Origin of the sequence: Pseudarthrobacter albicanus (genome assembly GCF_018224015.1) — a bacterium.
Lineage (GTDB): Bacteria > Actinomycetota > Actinomycetes > Actinomycetales > Micrococcaceae > Arthrobacter > Arthrobacter albicanus.
The window spans coordinates 26,576-45,371 of record NZ_JAGPOT010000035.1; the positions used below are offsets into that span (position 1 = coordinate 26,576).

13 protein-coding genes and 1 pseudogene are annotated in these 18,796 nt (G+C 68.4%); 5 read left to right on the forward strand and 9 right to left on the reverse strand.

Translation table 11 applies throughout. The features are described 5' to 3' along the window. Window positions 1-265: 265 nt before the first annotated feature. The 4 genes from J9611_RS09755 to J9611_RS09770 form a co-directional block, all read right to left on the reverse strand. The gene (locus J9611_RS09755) at window positions 266-871 is read right to left on the reverse strand and encodes a TetR/AcrR family transcriptional regulator (protein ID WP_211879692.1); all 606 of its coding nucleotides are present in this window, start codon (window positions 869-871) and stop codon (window positions 266-268) included. A gap of 36 nt (window positions 872-907) precedes the next feature. Next, on the reverse strand, window positions 908-2,248 hold the full coding sequence (gene paaK, locus J9611_RS09760; protein WP_211879694.1) for a phenylacetate--CoA ligase PaaK: 1,341 nt from the start codon (window positions 2,246-2,248) through the stop codon (window positions 908-910). A gap of 16 nt (window positions 2,249-2,264) precedes the next feature. Beyond that, window positions 2,265-2,804 (reverse strand): hotdog fold thioesterase, encoded by a 540-nt coding sequence (locus tag J9611_RS09765; protein ID WP_211879696.1) that lies wholly within the window; start codon window positions 2,802-2,804, stop codon window positions 2,265-2,267. Between the two features lie 537 nt (window positions 2,805-3,341). After that, window positions 3,342-3,665, reverse strand: a complete 324-nt coding sequence (locus J9611_RS09770; protein ID WP_211879698.1) for a hypothetical protein — start codon at window positions 3,663-3,665, stop codon at window positions 3,342-3,344. A gap of 362 nt (window positions 3,666-4,027) precedes the next feature. On the opposite strand from J9611_RS09770, the gene pta reads away from it, so the two are divergent. From pta to J9611_RS09785, 3 genes are read left to right on the forward strand one after another with little or no spacing between them, the layout of a single operon-like run. Next, complete coding sequence (gene pta, locus J9611_RS09775) at window positions 4,028-6,142, forward strand: phosphate acetyltransferase (RefSeq protein WP_211879700.1); 2,115 nt, start codon at window positions 4,028-4,030, stop codon at window positions 6,140-6,142. 8 nt (window positions 6,143-6,150) lie between these two features. Then, window positions 6,151-7,335 carry an acetate kinase gene (locus tag J9611_RS09780; protein WP_211879702.1) on the forward strand — a complete coding sequence of 395 codons (1,185 nt, stop codon included), beginning with the start codon at window positions 6,151-6,153 and terminating at the stop codon, window positions 7,333-7,335. 59 nt (window positions 7,336-7,394) lie between these two features. Beyond that, complete coding sequence (locus J9611_RS09785) at window positions 7,395-7,997, forward strand: GNAT family N-acetyltransferase (protein WP_246527615.1); 603 nt, start codon at window positions 7,395-7,397, stop codon at window positions 7,995-7,997. Window positions 7,998-8,392: 395 nt separating this feature from the next. On the opposite strand, the gene J9611_RS09790 is transcribed toward J9611_RS09785, so the two are convergent. Then, entirely contained in the window at window positions 8,393-10,609 is a 2,217-nt protein-coding gene (locus J9611_RS09790; RefSeq protein WP_211879704.1) for a S9 family peptidase, read from the reverse strand. Window positions 10,610-10,896: 287 nt separating this feature from the next. Here J9611_RS09790 and J9611_RS22475 point away from each other — a divergent pair, with 287 nt between their 5' ends. After that, entirely contained in the window at window positions 10,897-11,253 is a 357-nt protein-coding gene (locus J9611_RS22475; protein WP_307857065.1) for a hypothetical protein, read from the forward strand. A gap of 223 nt (window positions 11,254-11,476) precedes the next feature. Here the strand turns inward: J9611_RS22475 and J9611_RS09800 are convergent, their stop codons facing one another. Next, window positions 11,477-12,556 (reverse strand): LCP family protein, encoded by a 1,080-nt coding sequence (locus J9611_RS09800; protein WP_211879706.1) that lies wholly within the window; start codon window positions 12,554-12,556, stop codon window positions 11,477-11,479. A gap of 411 nt (window positions 12,557-12,967) precedes the next feature. Then, window positions 12,968-14,287, reverse strand: a complete 1,320-nt coding sequence (locus J9611_RS09805) for a PP2C family protein-serine/threonine phosphatase (protein WP_211879708.1) — start codon at window positions 14,285-14,287, stop codon at window positions 12,968-12,970. Window positions 14,288-14,650: 363 nt separating this feature from the next. Here J9611_RS09805 and opgC point away from each other — a divergent pair, with 363 nt between their 5' ends. Next, complete coding sequence (gene opgC, locus J9611_RS09810) at window positions 14,651-17,134, forward strand: OpgC domain-containing protein (protein ID WP_307857066.1); 2,484 nt, start codon at window positions 14,651-14,653, stop codon at window positions 17,132-17,134. A gap of 72 nt (window positions 17,135-17,206) precedes the next feature. On the opposite strand, the gene J9611_RS09815 is transcribed toward opgC, so the two are convergent. After that, window positions 17,207-18,334: a glycoside hydrolase family 26 protein gene (locus J9611_RS09815; protein WP_307857067.1), complete on the reverse strand. Its 1,128-nt coding sequence runs from the start codon at window positions 18,332-18,334 to the stop codon at window positions 17,207-17,209. Between the two features lie 316 nt (window positions 18,335-18,650). Continuing rightward, window positions 18,651-18,796, reverse strand: a pseudogene (locus J9611_RS22480) (ATP-binding protein); the annotation flags it as partial.

Here is an 18,796-nt window from a genome sequence, read left to right on the forward strand (position 1 = left end):
CGGGGAGGGTGCAGGACGTGCGGGAGCGTCGCCGGAATGGGTGCAGGACGTGCGGGAGGGTCGCCGGGGAGGGTGCAGGACGTGCGGGAGCGTCGCCGGAATGGGTGCAGGACGTGCGGGAGGGTCGCCGGGGAGGGTGCAGGACGTGCGGGAGCGTCGCCGGAATGGGTGCAGGACGTGCGGGAGGGTCGCCGGGGAGGGTGCAGGACGTGCGGGAGCGTCGCCGGAATGGGTGCAGGACGTGCGGGAGGGTCGCCGGGGAGGGTCAGCGGGGGATGTGCAGGCCGTTGAACGCCATGGTGATGACGTCGTCGGCCAGCTTCTCCGGCGACAGCGACCCGCCCGGCTTGTACCACTCCACGATCGAGTTGATGGTGCCGAACAGCAGGCGCGTGACCGTGCGGGGGTCGATGTCCTGGCGCAGCGAGCCCTCGTCGCGGGCCGCGGAAATCAGGGCCGCGACCTTGTGGTCGAAGGTGCGCCGGCGCTCCATCGCGTCCCGTTCAATCTCCGTGTTGCCGCGCAGGCGCAGCAGCAGCGTGACGAACGGCAGCCGGTCCACGAGGACCGCGATGGTTTCCCGGAGCACGAACTCCAGCCGGGCTTCGGCCGTGCCGGTGAGCGCCTCCGGCCGCTCCAGGACCGCCTCGAGACCGCCGAGGGCCTGTTCCAGGGCAAGCTTCAACAGATCGCCCTTGGACGGCACATGGTGGTAGATGGCGGACTTGGAGATGCCCAGGTTTTCGGCCAGGATGCCCATCGAGGTGGCGTCGTAGCCGTGCCGGTTGAAGACGTCGACGGCGATGGTCAGCACCGACTGCTGGTCATAGCCGGGACGGCCGCGCTTGGTGGGTATTACTGTGCTGGGCATAGCCGCTAGTTTCTCACGATCACGAGGTCAGCCCGCTCAGGCCTTGGGGCGCATGTCGTAGATCCGGCGCAGCTTGCCGTTGGAGCGCTCCAGCGAGCCCGGGTCCACGACGTCGACAGTGCAGGAGGACCCGACGTGGATCTTGATCTGCTCGGTGAGGGTGCGGGCGGCTGCCGCGCTTCCCTCGGGGGTGACGGATTCGCGGCGCTCGATCCTGACGGTCAACTGGTCCATCCGCTGGCCCTCGGGGCGGGTGAGCTCCAGCTGGAAGTGCGGGCTCAGCTCCGGGATGCGCAGCGCGATTTCCTCGATCTGCGAGGGGAACAGGTTCACGCCGCGCAGGATGATCATGTCGTCGCTGCGGCCGGTGATGCGGCCCATGCGGCGGTGCGCCGGGCGGGCGGTGCCGGGCAGCAGGCGGGTCAGGTCCTTGGTGCGGTACCGGATGATCGGCAGGGCTTCCTTGGTCAGCGAGGTGAACACCAGCTCACCGTGTTCGCCGTCGCCGAGGACCGAGTCCACGCCGACGGCGGGGTTGAACGCGTCGATGATTTCGGGGCGGAAGTGGTCCTCCCAGATGTGGCTGCCGTCCTGCGTTTCCACGGCTTCGCCGGCGACGCCCGGGCCCATGACCTCGGAGAGCCCGTAGATGTCACAGGCCTTGATGTTCATGGTCACCTCGAGCTCGTGGCGCATTTCCTCCGTCCACGGCTCGGCACCCAGGACGGCGTACTTCAGCGAAGTGGAGGCCGGGTCGATGCCCTGCTTGACCATGGCGTCGGCGATGGTCAGGAGGTAGGTGGGGGTGGACAGTATGACGTCGGGCTCGAAGTCCTGGATGAGCGTGATCTGGCGTTCGGTCTGGCCGCCGGAAATCGGGATGACGGTGCAGCCCAGGGCCTCGGCGCCGGCGTGGGCGCCCAGGCCGCCGGTGAACAGGCCGTAGCCGTAGGCATTGTGGACCTTCATGCCCGGGCGGACGCCGGAGGCGCGCAGCGAGCGGGCCACGAGCTTGGCCCAGTCGGCCAGATCCTGCTTGGTGTAGCCCACCACGGTGGCGCGGCCGGTGGTGCCGGAGCTTGCGTGGATGCGGGCCACCTCGTGCTGCGGCACGGCGAACATGCCGAAGGGGTACTCCAGACGGAGGTCTTCCTTGGTGGTGAAGGGGAACTTGCCAAGGTCGGAGAGCTCGCGGAGGTCAGTGGGGTGGACCCCGGCCTCGTCGAACTTGCGCTTGTACAGGGGGACGCGGTCATAGGCGTACGCCAGGGTGTGCTGCAGGCGGCTGAGCTGCAGCGCCTCCAGCTCATCGCGGGAAATGGTTTCCTCGCGGTCCAGGACGGCATCACTGGGGGCGGCGACGGTTTCTTGGGTCATCTGGGGTTCCCTGTTTCTATTTCTTGGAGATGGTACGGCTGCGGCCGCGGAACTCGGCGATTAGTTCGCCCGGCAGGCTGCCTGCGGGGAGTTCGCCTGGGACGGTTGCGGCCGGAGCCGCGGGGGATGCAGAGGGGGAGGCCGCCGGGTCCGCCGGGCCAGCGGGGTCCGCGGCGTAGATCTGGACGTCGTAGAGCCCGCTGCGCCCCGTGCTCGCGCGGCGGTTGGCGACGGCGGTGAGTATCTGGCCGCGGAAGGCCGGCTTCAGGAAGTTGATGTCGACGCCGGAGGCAACGGTGATGGAATCGGCGTCAGTCCCGGCTGCGCCGGGCTGCGGGGTCGCCGGGTTGCAGGCGAGGGCGAACGCGGTGTCGCCGAAGGCGAAGATCATTCCGCCGTGGGCCATCCCGAAACCGTTCAGCATTTCCTGGCGGAGCGTCATGCGCAGGGTGGCATGCCCGTCGTCCAGTGCGAGCACTTCGATGCCCATCCATTCGGAGGCATAGTCGTCCTGCAGGATGGGGTGGGTGCCACCGGAAATGCTCACTTCAGCCATGCGTCATTGCCTCCAGCTTTATTTACCGAATGTTCATTAGGTAATCCCATTTGGGTGCCTTCTGTCAAGACCCGGTGAGCCCTTCATCCCCAGCCGACTGGTGAAATGCCCTCCTTACATCGACGTCGGGGACCTCGTCGGAGACCTGTCCTTGGCAAGGAACACACGGCCGGCATTCACGCTCCGGAAGCTCCGGAAGCTCCGGGAGTCCCGCCTGTCGGCCCCAAGGCCGGGTGGGGTTTTCCGTAGTGGCGGCACGCCGTGCGGGTGGTGGCACGTCGATATCCAGTAGCGGCCACTCGTGACCGGCCCGGCTCCTCACCCTAGGGTGGACTCACCGGCACCTCTCTGCAGGCACAACCGGATGAAATCCCGGCGTTCGGGCGGACAGAGATCCGGGCCGTACTGCCAACGCGAAAGGATGGACATCATGGGTATCAGCCTGAAATCAGCCACGGGTAAGCTCCGGGCCTTCACCTCATCTGTCGCCGCGGACGGCAGTTCCTTTGTCCCGGGGCCCACGGGCGGATACCCGGATCAACCCCCTGGGCGGCGGAGGGGGACCAGCCGCGGGAACCAGTGCCGCGCCGGAACCGGGCCCGCATCGACCGGGCGCCGGTCCTGGACCGGTTCCGGATAGAGGAGTTGACCGGGGAACTTCAATCGCGGACCAGTTTCCTTGAATTCGTGAACCTGTTTTTGGTCCTGCTCCCGCACCGGGTCGATTACGCTATCAGCGCCCTGGACGGTGAGGACCGGGAAGCGGCCTGCGCCGCCGTCCTGAGCCTGGCCTCGTCTGCCGCGATAACCGGTGGCCGCCGGCTCGAACTGGTTGCCTGTCTGATCGACGACGATCTCCATGCCGGCCGCGTGAACCGGGCACGGGAGACGGGCCGCCGTCTCGTCCCGGACGCCGCGGACTTGGCATCAGCCCTCTCCCCCTTGGCAGCGGGCACTTTGGCTGCGGGCAGCCGAATCATTTAGGCGCCCGTCTGGACGGTGGAAACACCGACGAATAGCGGCTTCCCTTGGCCGGCCGTGGCGCCGCGACGTGGCGCCACGCCGCCGCGGCGCAGGCCGGGGAAGGCACCCGCTGACAAAGGCACCTGGCCACCCGGGCAGCAGGCTCCTCCACGGGTGAACCACCCGGCCGGACAAGTGAAAGCCCGGACAAGTGAAAGTATGGTGGGACGGAGCAGCAACACATCACTACAAGGGCGGCCATGGCCAAGGGAATCTACGTCAGCGCGACCACGCCGGGCTCCGGCAAGTCGCTCATAGCCCTGGGCCTGGCGGACATGCTCCACCGGCATGCGGACCGGATCGGTTTCTTCAAGCCGGTGGTCGCCGGCCCTGACGCCGCCTCCGATCCCATGGTGGCGCTGATGAAGGCCCGCTTCGGGCTCGAGGAGGACCGCTGCCGCGGGGGGCTGACCTTCGCCGAAGTCCGCGGGCTCCTCGCCGTGGGAAAACGCGAGGAAATCGATGCCCGCTGCGTGGAGATCTTCGCCGGTATCGCCCGGCACTGCGACGTCGTGATCGTGGAGGGGACCGACCTCACCGGCCAGGATGCCGCCGTCGAGTTCGACCTCAACGCCCGGCTGGCGAACAACCTGGCGGTCCCCGTCGTCGCCGTCGTGGGGGCGAAGGGGCGCACCGTGGCGGAGGCCGCCGACGCCGTCGAGGTGGCCCGCAAGGAGCTCCTCGCCGAACGCTGCACGCTCCTGGCCATCATGGTCAACCGTGCGGATCCGGCGGACCTGGAGGGCATCGCGGCCGCGGTCCGGCCCGGCGCGACCGGCCGGCCGGTCTACGTCCTGCCGGAGCTGGAGGAGATCGCGCGGCCGACGACGGGCGAGGTGGCCTCCGCCCTGGCCCTGGGCCAGGTGGCCGGGCTGCCCGATCTGGAGCGCGATGTGCGCTCGGTCAGGGTGGCCGCCATGAGCGTCGCCAACTTCCTGGGCGTGCTCGACGACGGCGCGCTCGTGATCGTTCCGGGTGACCGTGCGGACGTACTGGTCGCCTGCCTCGCCTCGTCCTGGTCGCCGGAGTTCCCGGTGCCCTCCGCGCTGATCCTCACCGGCGGGCTGGCCCCCGACGCCAACATCTATTCGCTGCTGGCACAGGCCCCGTTTCCGGTCTTTGCCGCCACCGAGGACACCTACGCCACGGCCCGGCGGGTCTCCGAGGTGCGCAGCGAGATCTGGTCCGGCCACCGGCGGAAGGTGGCCTCGGCCGTGGGCCTGTGGTCCAGGCGCGTGGACGAGGCCGAACTGCTGGAGCGCCTGCACCTGCCGCGGCCGGAGCGGATGACGCCGCTGCGGTTCCTGCATGAGCTGATCGAGCGGGCCCGCTCGCAGCGCCGGCACATCGTGCTGCCGGAAGGGAAGGACGTCCGGATCCTGCGGGCCGCGGAAATCCTGCGCCGCCGCGACGTCTGCGAGCTCACGGTGCTGGGCCGCGAGGGCGACGTCCGCGAGGTCGCCTCCACCCAGGGCATCGACCTCTCCGGGATCAGGATCGTGGACCCGGCCACCTCGGAACTCCGCCACGGGTTCGCACAGAAGTACGCGGAGCTGCGGGCACACAAGGGCGTGGACCTGGCCAAGGCCCTCGAGGTGATGCAGGACGAGAGCTATTTCGGCACCATGATGGTCCAGCTCGGCGTGGTGGACGGGATGGTCTCCGGCGCCGCGCACACCACGGCGCACACCATCCGCCCGGCGCTGGAATTCGTGAAGACCCGGCCGGGCGTCACGATCGTGTCCTCCGTGTTCCTGATGCTGATGCCGGACCGGGTGCTCGTCTACGGCGACTGCGCCGTGAACCCGGAGCCGGACGCCGAGCAGCTGGCGGACATCGCCGTCGCCTCGGCCGAAACGGCGGTCCAGTTCGGGGTGGAGCCGCGCGTCGCGATGCTCTCCTACTCCACCGGCGGCTCCGGCTCCGGCGAGGCCGTGGACAAGGTCCGGCAGGCAACCGGGCTGGTGAAGGCACGCCGGCCGGACCTCCCCGTGGAAGGCCCCATCCAGTACGACGCCGCCGTCGACGCCGCCATCGCCGCGTCCAAGATGCCGGGCTCGTCCGTGGCCGGGCAGGCGACCGTGTTCATCTTCCCGGACCTGAACACCGGCAACAACACCTACAAGGCGGTGCAGCAGTCCTCCGGTGCGGTCGCCGTCGGGCCCGTCCTGCAGGGGCTGCGCAAGCCCGTCAACGATCTGTCCCGGGGCTGCACCGTGGAGGACATCGTGAACACGGTGGCGATCACCGCCATCCAGGCGCAGACCGCGGAAACGCCGGAAATCCCCGAAACACCCGTGGAAGCCAAGGCTTAGGAGGCCCCATGCTCGTGCTCGTGATCAACTCCGGCTCATCCTCGCTCAGGTACCAGGTGCGCGACGTCGAGGCCGGCAGCGTGCTCGCCGAAGGCCTGGTCGAGAAGATCGGGATGGGCAACGGCGGCGAAGGCGACGGCGAAATCGAGGGCCCCCGGGACCATGCCGAGGCCCTCGAGCAGGTGGGGGCAGCGATCCATGAGGCGCTGGGGGACCGCGTGCTCGACGCCGTGGGCCACCGCGTGGTGCACGGCGGGGAACGCTTCGCCGAGCCGGTCCTGGTCGACAACGAGATCACCCGGGCGATCGAACGGCTCAACCCGCTGGCGCCGCTGCACAATCCGGCCAGCGTGCTGGGCATCCGCGCGATCACCAGGAAGTGGCCGGAGCTGCCGCAGGTGGCCGTGTTCGACACCGCCTTCCACCGCACCCTGCCCGAGCATGCCTGGCGCTACGCGGTGCCGGACTCGCTCTACACGAACCACGGCATCCGCCGCTACGGCTTCCACGGCACCTCGCACGCGTACGTGGCGCAGCGTGCCGCGGCGCTGCTGGGCCTTCCGCCGGAGGAGTTCGACGGCGTGATCGCCCACCTGGGGAACGGCGCCTCCGCCACGGCCATCCAGGGCGGCAGGTCCGTGGACACCTCCATGGGCTTCACCCCGCTGGAGGGCCTGGTGATGGGCACCCGCTCCGGCGACCTGGACCCGTCCATCCTGGTGTTCCTGGGCCGGGCTGGCTGGTCCCCGGAGGACCTGGACTCCATGCTGAACCGCCAGTCCGGGCTCAAGGGCCTCGCCGGGAACAACGACATGCGCTCGGTGGTGGAGGCCGCGGAAGCCGGCGACGCGAAGGCGGCGATGGCGCTCGCCGTCGCCTCCTACCGGCTCGCGAAGTACATCGGCGGCTACCACGTCGCGGTCGGCGGGGCCAAGGCGATCGTCTTCACGGCCGGGATCGGGGAGAACTCGCACCAGTTCCGGGCGCTTGTGGCGGACCGGCTGGGCGCGCTCGGCGTGGTGCTTGACGCCGGGGCCAATCGGGTCCGTTCCGCGGAGCCGCGCGTGGTTTCCACCGCCGGCTCGGCCATCCCGGTGCTGGTGGTGCCCACCGACGAGGAGCGTGCGATCGCTGAGGCCACCGCCGCCGTCGTCAGCCGTTCAGTCGTCAGCCGTTCATCGGTTGCTCCGTAGCGGCCCTTTTGACGGCTGAAAACGGCCGTTACGGAGCAGCCGATGGGTAGTGTGGGGCCATGAGGGAACTTCGGCTGCCCCTGCCCCTGCGCCTGCCACTGCGCACGGACCGGCTGGTGCTGCGCCGTTTCGAGGCCGGGGACCTGGAGGCCTACCACGCGTACCATTCGCTGCCGGAGACCGCCCGGTTCCTGCCCGGCGACGCCAAGAGCTACACGCAGTCCATGGAGCTGGTGGGCCGCTACGCCAACTTCGCGTTCGGCAGGGAAGGCGACTGGGTCTGCCTGGCCGTCGAAGCCGCGGACGCGCCCGGGCTGCTCGGCGAGGTGGTCCTCAAGTGGCTCCCCGGCCGCGGGCAGGCCGAGATCGGCTGGAGCCTGGCCCCGGCAGCCCGCGGAAGAGGCATCGGCACGGAAGCGGCAGGGGCACTGCTGCGGCTCGGTTTCGAGGAGCTGGGCTTCCACCGGATCGAGGCCAGGCTCGACGCCCTGAACACCGCCTCGGCCGCGCTCTGCGAACGCCTCGGCATGCGGCTGGAGTCAACGCAGGTGGACAAATGGCACTACAAGGGCCGGTGGGCCACGGAAGTGGTCTATGCCGTCCTCGCCCAGGAATGGGCCCGGGAATGGAAGGCCCGGCAGGCCCAGTCACCGGCGACCTGACGAATATGGCCGCAATGGAGTCCCTCTTGGCGGCCATTTCCGGCAATCGGGTGCCTGCCTGGCTACCGCGGAGCTGCGTCGGGCCAGCCCACACCCGGCCCCGCCTCGAACCCCGCCTCACACCCGCATCGAGTGCTCCGTACCGGCCCTTATGGGGACTCAATAGGGCCATTACGGAGCAATCGATGCGGGTTTCGAGGCTACTTCAGGCCGGCGCCGTGCTCGCACTCCGGCAATATGACGGAAATGGCCGCAATCGGGCCCGCATTCCGGCCAGATGCGTCAATCGGGTGTCCACGGCGAGGTCACGCCCCAAACCCGCATCGAGTGCTCCGCAACGGCCCTTATGGGGACTCAAAAGGGCCGCTGCGGAGCAACCGATGCGGGTTTCGAGGCTACTTCAGGCCCGCGCCGGGAAGCAGTTCGGTGGCGCCCAGGGAATCGGCGACGAACGCGTAGTCCCAGGCCCGCTCCTTCCACTGCACGTACCGGCCCGAGGCGCCGCCGTGGCCGCCGTCCATCTCGATCTTCATCACGATCGGCTCGCTGCCGGTGGTCAGTTCGCGCAGCCGCTGCACCCATTTGGCCGGCTCCACGTACAGCACCCGCGTGTCATTGAACGAGGTCACGGCGGCGATCTTCGGGTAGGCAACGGCCCGGACATTCTCATACGGGGTGTACGACTTCATGTACGCGTACACCTCCGGGTCCGTGATCGGGTTGCCCCATTCCTCCCACTCCAGCGCGGAGAGCGGCAGCTCGGGGTCCAGGATCGTGGTCAGGGCGTCCACGAACGGCACCGCGGCCACGATCGCCGCGTACTTTTCCGGCGCGAGGTTGGCGACGGCGCCCACCAGCAGCCCGCCCGCGGAACCGCCCATCGCCGCGATCCGGGCCGGGTCCACCCAGCCGGACTGCGCCAGCCAGTCGGTGGCCGCGATGAAGTCCGTGAACGTGTTCTTCTTGTGCAGTTTCTTGCCGTTGTCGTACCAGTGCCGGCCGAGTTCCCCGCCGCCGCGGATGTGGGCGATCACGAACACGACGCCGCGGTCCAGCAGCGAGAGCCGGGGGATGCCGAAGCCCGGATCCATGCTCAGCTCGTAGGATCCGTACCCATACACGAGGCCGGCCGCCGTGGAGTCGCGCGCCACGGAGGCGTGCCGCATCACGGAGAGCGGGATCCGGGTCCCGTCCGCCGCCGTCGCCCATTCCCGCGTGGCCACATAGTCCGACGGCGAGTAGCCGCCCAGCACCGGGCTTTCCCTGCGCAGCAGCAGTTCACCGCTGGGCATGTCCCCCGTGGGCAGCACGAAGTCGTACACCCGGGACGGCGTGAAGTAGGAGGTGTAGCCGATCCGGATCACGGGGGCCTCGTAGTCGGAGCCCCCGACGCCGGCCGTGTACAGCTCCTCGTCGAAGGCCGGCTCCACAGGGGCGCCCTGCTCCGGTGTGCCCAGCCCGGCCAGCGCCAGGACCTGCACCCGCTCGATCGTGTCCTGGCGGACCGAGACCACGAGGTGCGTGGAGGTGACGCCGGCGCCGTTGACGCGGACGTCGTCGGAATGCGCGACGACGGTGGCCCAGTGCTGCTCGGCCACCGGCTTGGCGAGTTCGGCCGGATCCACGAGCGAGACCATGGAGTTGATGGCGTCCCTGTTGTGGGTCAGCAGGATGGTCTCTGTTTTGTCGCCCCCTGGGCCAGTGAGGAGGAACGGCTCGGCGTCGTACAGGATGCGTTCCTCGCGGGAAATCACCGTGGACAGGCCCGCCCCGGGCGCGTCGAAGCGCAGCAGCCGGGTCTCGGAAAATTCGGAGCAGCCGATGCTCAGCACGAGGTGGCGCCGGTCGGCGGAGAGCTCGAAGCCCAGCCACAGGGCGACGTCGTCCTCCTGGTAAATCACCTCATCCTCGGTGACGGGCGTGCCCAGCACATGGGACTTCACCTGGTAGGGGCGCCAGGCATCGTCCACCACGGTGTAGAAGATCCGGGTGCCGTCGGGGGAGAAGGAGACGCCGTAGAAGACGTTCTCGATCACGTCGGGCAGCATTCCGCCGGTCCGCAGGTCCTTGATCCGCAGGGTGAAGCGCTCGTCGCCGGCGTTGTCCACGGCGTAGGCGTAGAGGGTCCCGTCGATGGTCACCGCGGAGCCGCCGACGGCGAAGAACGGCTTGCCCTCGGCCTCGACGTTGCCGTCCAGCAGGACGTCCTCGCCGGGGATTTCGACGCCGACCTCGACGGCGGGGGGAGTCCAGTCCGCGACCCGGTCGCCGGTGTCCCGGGCCTGGACGCGGCAGTGGATGCCGTATTCCTTGCCCTCGACCGAGCGGGAGTAGTACCACCAGCCGTCCTTGCGGCTGGGCACGGAGAGGTCGGTCTCCTGGGTGCGGCCCTTGATTTCCTGGAAGATCGCCTCGCGCAGGGGTTCCTGGTGGGCGGTCACGGCTTCCTGGTAGGTGTTTTCGGCCTTCAGCAGCTCCACCACGTCCGCGGATTCCTTGTCGCGGAGCCACTCGTAGTTGTCCTCGAAGGAGTCGCCGTGGTGGGTGCGCACGGTGGGAACCTTCCGGGCGACGGGAGGCTGCGGGGAAGGCTGCGTGGGAGTCTGGGTCATGGACCCAATATATAAAGCTATTCCGCGGCGGGCGCCCCGCGTTCGCTACCGGCCCATACAACAGGCTGGCGGGTCCTTCAACAGCCAGTGCCGTTCATAACGCGTGGTTTTCCGATATGACGCTAAATGTTGCCTGCGTCACATCCTCTCCCTAGGCTGGGGGAGGCCGCAGCGTCGCGGCCGGTTACGAAATGCACGAACAGGGGAAGCATTTGAACGACAAGCTGAGAGTTCTTGTCCGGCTCGACCTAGATTGCGGACAGGCAGAAGTGTCAGCCCAGGGGCACGTGACGGCGAGAAGCCTCCAGGCCCTGTATGTGGTCGTGAAGCGGGCCAACCACCTGCGGGAAGGCCTGCGCCTGGTGGTGGATGTAAGCCACGCCCGCGTGGAACCGGCCGCCATGGAGGAGCTGCGGGCCTGCTCGGATTCCCACCACCTGCCCGCCGCCATTGATCCGATGCAGTCGGAGTGCCGGCTCAGCATCGTGGCTCCCGCCGACGCTTTCGGCGCCGAGGTTTTCGACGCCGGAGCCGGCGCCCCGGTTGGTGCCGGAACTCCGGGCCGAATTCGGGCTGGGTCCCGGTCGGCAGTGCGTGCCCGGGCGGCAGTTCGCGCACGGGAGGCCCTGGGGCTGGCAGCCTAGGACGGCAGCCTGGCGCCCTGAGGCTTGGCGGCCAGGCTGGCGACTAGGCTGGCGGCGCCGTCCGGGGCTACTTTGAGGCCCGGAACCGGCGATTTCGCGCCGGAATGCGGCGTGTCGGTGTCAAAGTGCCCCCGTTGGGCCGGCCAGCCGGGTGGGACTCGCTTGTTTGGATCAGGGCGCCATGGAACCAGCAGCCAGCCGCCTGGGGACCCGGCCGTTGGCCTCAGTCGCCGCCCTGCAGCCCGTTGGCCGTTACGTACTCGCCGAGCCGGTTTTCGCGAAGCGCGGCGGCCACGGCCGCGATCGCTGCCGCGTCCGGCAGCACGATCGACCGGCCGTCCCGGCTCGTGCCCGTCCCGGCCGTGGGGAGCGTGAAGAACACGGCGTTTTCCGGACCCATGCTGCGCAGGCTGAGGCCCAGGCTTTCGAGGTTCTGCGAGGTGAAGCCGGGATCGAGCCACACATACGGCAGCACCGTGGTGACCAGCTGGCGGACGGCGGTGCGGCTGGTCAGGGCGCCGTCCTTGACCGCCTTGGCCAGCACTGCCCGCAGGAAGGTCTGCTGGTTGCGCACCCGCTGGTAGTCGCCGTCGGGGAAGGCCTTCCGTTCGCGGACGAATTCCAGTGCGGCGGCGCCGTTGAGCTGGTTCACGCCGGCCGGAAAGTCGTGCTTCGAGTCATGCGTGGAGGTGAACGGGCGCTTGACGTCCACCTCGATCCCGCCGAGCGCGTCGGTGAGGCCCTTGAAGCCCGCGAAGTCCATCATGACGGTGTGGTCGATGTGGGCACCGAGCAGGGCTTCCACGGTCCGCACCACCAGCGGCATCCCGCCGAAGCTGAGGGCATCATTGATCTTCGACGCCCCGCGGCCGGGGATGTCCACCCAGAGGTCCCGCATGATCGAAATGCCGTAGGCCTTCTGCCGGTCCGCGGGGAGGTGGAGCAGCACCAGGGCGTCCGACCGCTGGTCACCGAAGCCGCCGGCGGCCGCCCGGGCCTCCTCCTCGCGGAAATTGCCCCGGCTGTCGCTGCCCACCAGCAGGATGTTAAGCGCGACGGCGGGAGGTTCCGGCGTTTCGGTGGGCGTGGGCGTTGCCGCCGGAGCGGCGGTTTCAGCTGGCGGGGCGGTTTCGGCCGGAGCGGCGGTTTCGGTCCGCGGCCGCCCGAGGACGTACGCGGCGACGACGACGGCGAGCACCAGCAGGCCCGCCGCGACCGCAGCCACCAGGGCCCGCCGTCGTCGTCTGTTCCCGGGCTGTCCAGGCGGCTGTCCAGACGCGGCCGGATCGGGCGGGATTCCCATGAGCGGACGCTACCACCGCCGCAATGTGCAGCACAGAGGCGCGGGACCCCTGTGCGCGGACGCAGCCCCGGCCCAGCCGATAAGCGCGTCCAGTCCCTGACGCGGCTCGAGCGTGAGCAGAAGAATGCCGCCGGTGGCCCGGACCTGCCCGAACGCCGCCTCCACGTTCGCCTCAGCAGCAGCACCGAACGGAAAGGACGTGAAACTGACAACGGCTGCAGGGCGCCTGCCCAGGCTTGCGCTGTAATGTGCCAGGGTTTCGGCTCCCAGCCCAGGTTAACGCCCGCCAGGATCCCGGACGCGGGAACCAGGGCAGAGCCCGCCGGGACCCCGCATACCGGGGGCAGGGCCGGCGGCAACCAGCATTCCGGTGGCCAGCGCGGCCGTAAGCGATGTCCTTCGCGCGCGTTTCTATGGAGCCGAGGCGGACAGTGCCATGAGCTCGTTTGATTCCTGGGCGCTTCGGGCCGCGTCCTGCTGCCCTGTTCTTCGAACGGCGAGGATGGTCACGTCATCGGGGTTGGTGTTTCCTGCCGCAAGCTTTTGCACGGCATCGACGACGTCTTTTGCCGAGGTCGCGGCGGTCGCCAGCAGGGCTATTTCATCGATCGCGGCGAGGGTGCCGTCGTACAGGTCCAGCACTCCGTCACTGAAGCTGACAATCATGTCACCGGGGTTCAGATAAACCTCGAACGAGGTCCAGGTGGCCTCCGGAAGCAGCCCCACGGGCAACTCCCGGGACGCCAGACGTTCCCAGGTGCCGTTGGCGCGGATGAGGAGTGTCAGGCCATGGCCGGCATCGGAGAACAGCACGCGTCCGTCTGCGGCCCGGAGCCGGGCGTGAAAGAGCGTGGCGAAGGATGCCGCCCGGCTCAGCTCGGTAGCAAAGCAGTCAGACGTCAGGGTCAGGGCCTTCACCGGGTCCTCGCTGTTCCTGGCGCTGCGGATGACCGCCCGCGTTGTCGCGGCGATCATGCCGGCGCCGGCGCCCTTTCCCATCACGTCGCCGAGGGTGAACCCCAGGCCCCCGTCAATGGTGTACCAGTCGAAAAAGTCACCGCCGACCGCCTTGGACGGAATGCAGGCGCCCGCCGTCTCGTACCCGGGAAGCGGGGCAGAGGCCTTGGGCAGGAGGAAACGCTGGATCCGGGCTGCCCGGTGCAGTTCCTCGGCAGCGGCAGCTGCCTGTGCACGGGCGAGCCCCAGACGCAGGCGGGCCCTGGAGGCCAGTTCATTCACCACCCCTGCCGTCAACGCGAAAACGAGGGTGCTGTAGAGGCCGCGGAGCAGCTCGTTGGGGTTATCAGCATGCACGGCACCGAGGGCGAACGGGACCAGGATTGCCACAGACGCGCCGAGGACTCCGAGGAGGACATAGCGCCGTCCTTCCATCGCGGCGAACCACAGGACGGGCAGAATCGCGAGGGAAGCGTAGATGGAATGGCTTTCACCGGTCGCGTGACGAAGGAATCCGGCAGCCAGGAAGTCCAGGGTAGGGACGATGGTGGCGAATCGCAGCAGCGAGGGACGGCCGAAGACGGCCGCCAGCAGGGTTGCCGCCGATATCAGCACGCCACCGCCTATCAGCGCGGGCCAGTTGCTGACGGTCAGCGTTGAAATGGAACTGCTCATGATCGCGGATGCGACGAAGAGCACTGCGATGGGGGTCTGTTTGAGCAACGGTGAGATCTCATCAAGTCCCGGCAGTTTTCCAGCAGGGCCCAAAGCCATGATCGCGGAATCCCCTCGTTAGCGTGCTCGTGCGTCTTTGCCGGCGGCGGCACTGTCCGGGCAGGGCCCGGGTTCCACACCTGCACGATCTTACAGAACACCGGGGCTGCTGGTGCACTCCCGATAGGAAGGGATCCATAACCAGAAGACGGCAACCAGTGCAGGGGATTGTCCGCTAGCGGTGCGCCGGCCGGATAGGATCGGCCGGGGGCCTCACACTGGGTCGGGTATCCCCGCCGAGGATGGACAGATGACAGGGACACATTGCCGTGACGACGAAGCCCCGTCAGCCACACCCTGGCGAAGCGGAGCGTTGTGAAGCATAGGGGTGGGAGTCGTCCTGCCGCGGCTCGCGATGCCCGAGTGCCAAGCGGCAGGCTCCATCAGGTGTTCCTGCTGGTGCTGCTGGCCCTGCTTGTTGCCGGCCCCGCGTCGGCTGCGGACGCCGGCCCGACGCGGGGCTCGGTTGCTGGCGTTCCGTCCGGTTCCGCGGGTCCGGCTGCCGACGGCGGCGGCCCTCTCCTCGGCGCTGACCTGGAATGGGCCGAGGACACTGCGGCCGGGTTCTCCGAAAGGTTGGGTTCCTCACCCGGCATGTTGGGACACGACGTCACCCTGCCGGTACTGGAAGCCGAGAAGGCCCATGTCCGGGGGTTCGTGGACCAGGCCGGATCCCTGGGCGCCCATGCCCTGCTGACGGTAAGGCCGGCCCTTCCGCTTGAGAGGATCGATGCGGGCACCGCTGTAGCCTTTGCACAGGAGATCAGCCGGCTCACGGAGGGGCTTCCCGGGAAAGTCTTCATCCGGTTTGCCCCGGACATGAACTCGAGCTGGGTGAGCTGGGGCCAGCAACCGGCCGCCTACGCCGCCGCCTTTCGTGCAGTGGCGGCCGCGTTCAGTTCAATCGACGACGCCGGCACGGTAATGGTTTGGCAGCCCTTCCTGGCCAAGGATTACCCGTTCGAGCGGAGCCGCAACGCTCCTGGTTCCGGATCTGACGGATACCGGCTGCTGGACACCAACGGGGACGGGAACTGGGACGGGGCTGATGACGGCTACTTGCCGTACTACCCCGGCGATGATGCCGTCGAGTGGGTGGGGCTGGGCGCCTACCATGACGACACCCGGGGCGGAGCTGCCGTGAACTCGCTCCCTGCCTCCGGGGAGCTGGCAGACATGCTGACTGGGCAGGAGGGCGGCGGTTCGTACGGTAATTTCTACGCCGACTACGTCGAGGGCCGCGCTAAACCCTTGATGCTCCAGACCGCAGCATTCTTCAGCCCGGCCGTGGGTGGCCCGGAAGAGTCCGATATCAAGCTTGCCTGGTGGAACCAGGTTCTTGCAGAGGCCTCGGCAGAGCGGTTCAGGGACGTCGGGGCCGTGGTCTGGGACGAGAGACGGAGCACCAGGGACACCGGTGTGGCCGCCATCGATTGGCGGTTGACCGGACAGCCGGCGATCGCGGCTGCCGCCGGAGCCCGATTGGACGGCTCGGCCCTGGCAAGGGGGCCCGTGACCGCCATTAGGGAATCCAACGGTCCGGTGGCGGGCGTCGGCCACGTCCTCTCCGGCTGGGCGGTATGGGCCGTGGCCGCTTCCGCGGCCCTGGCACTGTTCCTGCTGTGGGCAGGTCCCCGGCGGCCAGGCCGCGTTGCGGGATGGTTGTACGCGGACCCCTCCTCCCGGGATTCACGGGTGGACCTCCTGCGCGGGCTCGCCATTGTGTTTGTTGTGGTGAACCACGTGGGCATGACGTCGCTTTTTCAGCTGTTCACCCAGGAGGCTGTGGGCTTCGTGTCCGGCGCGGAGCTCTTTGTCCTTTTTTCCGGGCTGGTCCTGGGCATGGTGTTCGGTCCGAGGGCCCGGGACAACTTTGCGGACGTGGTGGACCACGCCTCGAAGCGCGCGGGAAAACTCTATGCCACCGCGCTGGCGGTACTGGTCGGCGTCTTCCTGATTTCGCTTGTACCGACCGTCAATGCCGATGCCCTGACGTCGTTCGTGGACCAGGGAACGGGCGGCGCGGGACACGGGGGAGCGGGGCGCTCCTATGACCTCTATGCGGGAATGGACTCCCTGCTGCACTTCCCGGTGCCCCCGGAGGTGATCCCGGGAATCCTGCTGCTGCAGTTCGGGCCGTGGCAGTTCAACGTCATGGGCCTTTACGTGATACTGCTCCTCGCCAGCCCCCTCGCGATGGCAGCCTTGTCACGGGGCAGGACGCTGTGGGTACTGGCGGCATCCGCGGCGCTCTACGTGGCAGGTGCCGTGTTCAGGATCCGGCTGCTGCCCTCGCAGTTCGAGGACTCCTTTCCGCTGCTGGTGTGGCAGATCCTCTTTGTGCTCGGCCTAACGGCCGGATACCACCGGGCGGCGATCATTGCCTGGTTGCGCGGAAGGACCTGGGCGGTGGCAGCCTGCACGGCAGCCGCGGCCGCACTGGCCTTCCTGTCCTGGGGTAATCCCTATCTTGCCAACGGGTTTGACGTCCGGCTGGCCCTCATGCCCGACGCAAGCTACCGCGCCCTGTACGATGCCCTCTTCGGCCGGACCTATCTGCGCCCGGGGCGGCTGTTGAACGTCGTGGTGCTCGTGGTGGCTCTGTACGCCTTCCTGACGGCCTATTGGAAGCCTGTGGAGCGCGCGTTGGGGTGGTTCCTGATCCCGCTCGGACGCGCCACACTGTACGTTTTCATCATGCATGTGGCGCTGATCGGTGTCATTTCCAATATCCCCGCGCTGCAGGACGGCCGTATCCTGGTCAACACGGCCGCCTACCTGGTGCTGCTGGCCGTGCTGTGGGTGATGGTGCGGACGCGCTTCCTGTTCCGCATCATTCCCACCTGAGAGCCGCCGAGCTGAGCCGCCGCGCTGGGAGCCGCCGCAACCGACGGTCCGCCTACCCTCTGGGACGTGCGTCTATTTCGGGCGGGCGGCCAGAGCCTGATTCAATGCCTGCGCGGACGCGCTGCTGCTGTTGATGCGCCAGTCCGTTTCCTTGTTGAAATGGAACCATGTCACGGCGGTGACATCACCCTGCGCGGCGAGGTAGCTGATCAGGGACAAATTCCAATCCGCTTTGGATCCGCCCTGCTCGGCAGAGGACGTTTCGGCGATCATGATCTGCTTGCCGGGTGCCAGTGTGCGCAGCTGCGACAGCCCGCCGGCGAACAGCTGCGACGGGGAAGTCCAAGTGCTCCATGATGCCGACGTTCCCCAGTTGTAGCCATCCAGGGCCACCGTGTCCACGTAGGAAGCCCCGGGGTAGAGACCCTCCAGCGCTGCGGAGCCCCAGTAGGGCACGTTCGGGTTCCACACCCAGGAGATGTTGGACGCGCCTGTGGACGCGACGACGTCGTGGACGTGGCGCCAGGCGGCCACGTAGTCTCCGGCGCCGTTGCCGTTGACCTGCTCCGACCACGGATACCAGTTGCCATTCATCTCGTGGCCGAAGCGCAGCATCACGGGGTGGCCCCAATTCGCCAGGGCCTGTCCCCACTGACGCAGGTAGGGATCGAAGTCACCGGCTGTGATCCTGTCGAGGGAGTAGGCCGGCTGGACGGTGCCGCCGCCCCAGGCCCATGGCTCCCAGGTCAGCAGGACCGTCGCGCCGCGCGTGCGGGCGGCATCCAGTTCCGCAAGCGGGGGAGCCTGGTTGAAGTCCTTGTAGGACAGGATGATGGACGGGGCCTCACCCGCCAGGGCGGTGACTTCCTCGAGTTCAGCCGCCGCCAGCGGTCCCCCCGGCGTTCCGACGCCGAACCGCAACGGAGCCGTGCTGGGCGCAGCGCTTGCAGGGGCAGGCACGGTGGAGGCGGCGACCGGGCCGGACGTTGTGGGTGATGGCGAGCCGTAAGTGAGGGTGAACGGCGCGGAGGCGCCGGTCTTGGCTGCCGTCGCCTGGACCGGGACCACCGGATCGGCGGATTGGGGGATGACGAGGGCTGCCGTGAAGTATCCCGAGGCGCTGGCCGTGAACGCCACGCTGCTGGGGCCGGCCGTGACCACGCCGGACGTTTTCTTGGGAAATCCAGTCCCCGTGACCATAACGGAAGTTCCGGCAGGCCCGGTGTTAGGGCTGAGACTGATGGACGCGACAGCGGCCTGCACCGGCCCGGCGCTGACCGGCAAGTAGCAAGCCAGCAGGGCGAGGACGCCTACCACAAACCTGAACAGCTTCATCAAGCCTCCGAATGCGTTACGGCCGCCGCGGCTTCGGGCGGAATTCCCGCAGCCACCGTGGACAGGAAGTCCGGACTTCGGACCACCTCATGTAAGTGTCCGGCAAGGGCAGGTATGTCGGGCGGCGATCCTGCACATGATCCGCGCAGGATTTGTGCAGGATCGCCGCCGTGCCTGGTATCTAGGTTCCGGTTGAATCCCGTGACAGGACCCACGAGTTGGTCCCGTCCTGCCGGATGAACGTCACAGTCGTGACGAGGGCCCGGATCAAGGCCATTCCCCGCCCCGACTCCGCGTCGTCGTCCGGCATTCCCGGCTCAGCCTCGT

Excerpts from the sequence above, each read along its gene's own strand:
- J9611_RS09755 (WP_211879692.1), bottom strand. The coding sequence starts at position 871 with ATGCCCAGCACAGTAATACCCACCAAGCGCGGCCGTCCCGGCTATGAC.
- paaK (WP_211879694.1), bottom strand. The coding sequence starts at position 2,248 with ATGACCCAAGAAACCGTCGCCGCCCCCAGTGATGCCGTCCTGGACCGC.
- J9611_RS09765 (WP_211879696.1), bottom strand. The coding sequence starts at position 2,804 with ATGGCTGAAGTGAGCATTTCCGGTGGCACCCACCCCATCCTGCAGGAC.
- J9611_RS09770 (WP_211879698.1), bottom strand. The coding sequence starts at position 3,665 with ATGGAGATCGTCGTCGATCAGACAGGCAACCAGTTCGAGCCGGCGGCC.
- pta (WP_211879700.1), top strand. The coding sequence starts at position 4,028 with ATGGCCAAGGGAATCTACGTCAGCGCGACCACGCCGGGCTCCGGCAAG.
- J9611_RS09780 (WP_211879702.1), top strand. The coding sequence starts at position 6,151 with ATGCTCGTGCTCGTGATCAACTCCGGCTCATCCTCGCTCAGGTACCAG.
- J9611_RS09785 (WP_246527615.1), top strand. The coding sequence starts at position 7,395 with ATGAGGGAACTTCGGCTGCCCCTGCCCCTGCGCCTGCCACTGCGCACG.
- J9611_RS09790 (WP_211879704.1), bottom strand. The coding sequence starts at position 10,609 with ATGACCCAGACTCCCACGCAGCCTTCCCCGCAGCCTCCCGTCGCCCGG.
- J9611_RS09800 (WP_211879706.1), bottom strand. The coding sequence starts at position 12,556 with ATGGGAATCCCGCCCGATCCGGCCGCGTCTGGACAGCCGCCTGGACAG.
- J9611_RS09805 (WP_211879708.1), bottom strand. The coding sequence starts at position 14,287 with ATGGCTTTGGGCCCTGCTGGAAAACTGCCGGGACTTGATGAGATCTCA.
- J9611_RS09815 (WP_307857067.1), bottom strand. The coding sequence starts at position 18,334 with ATGGTCACGGGGACTGGATTTCCCAAGAAAACGTCCGGCGTGGTCACG.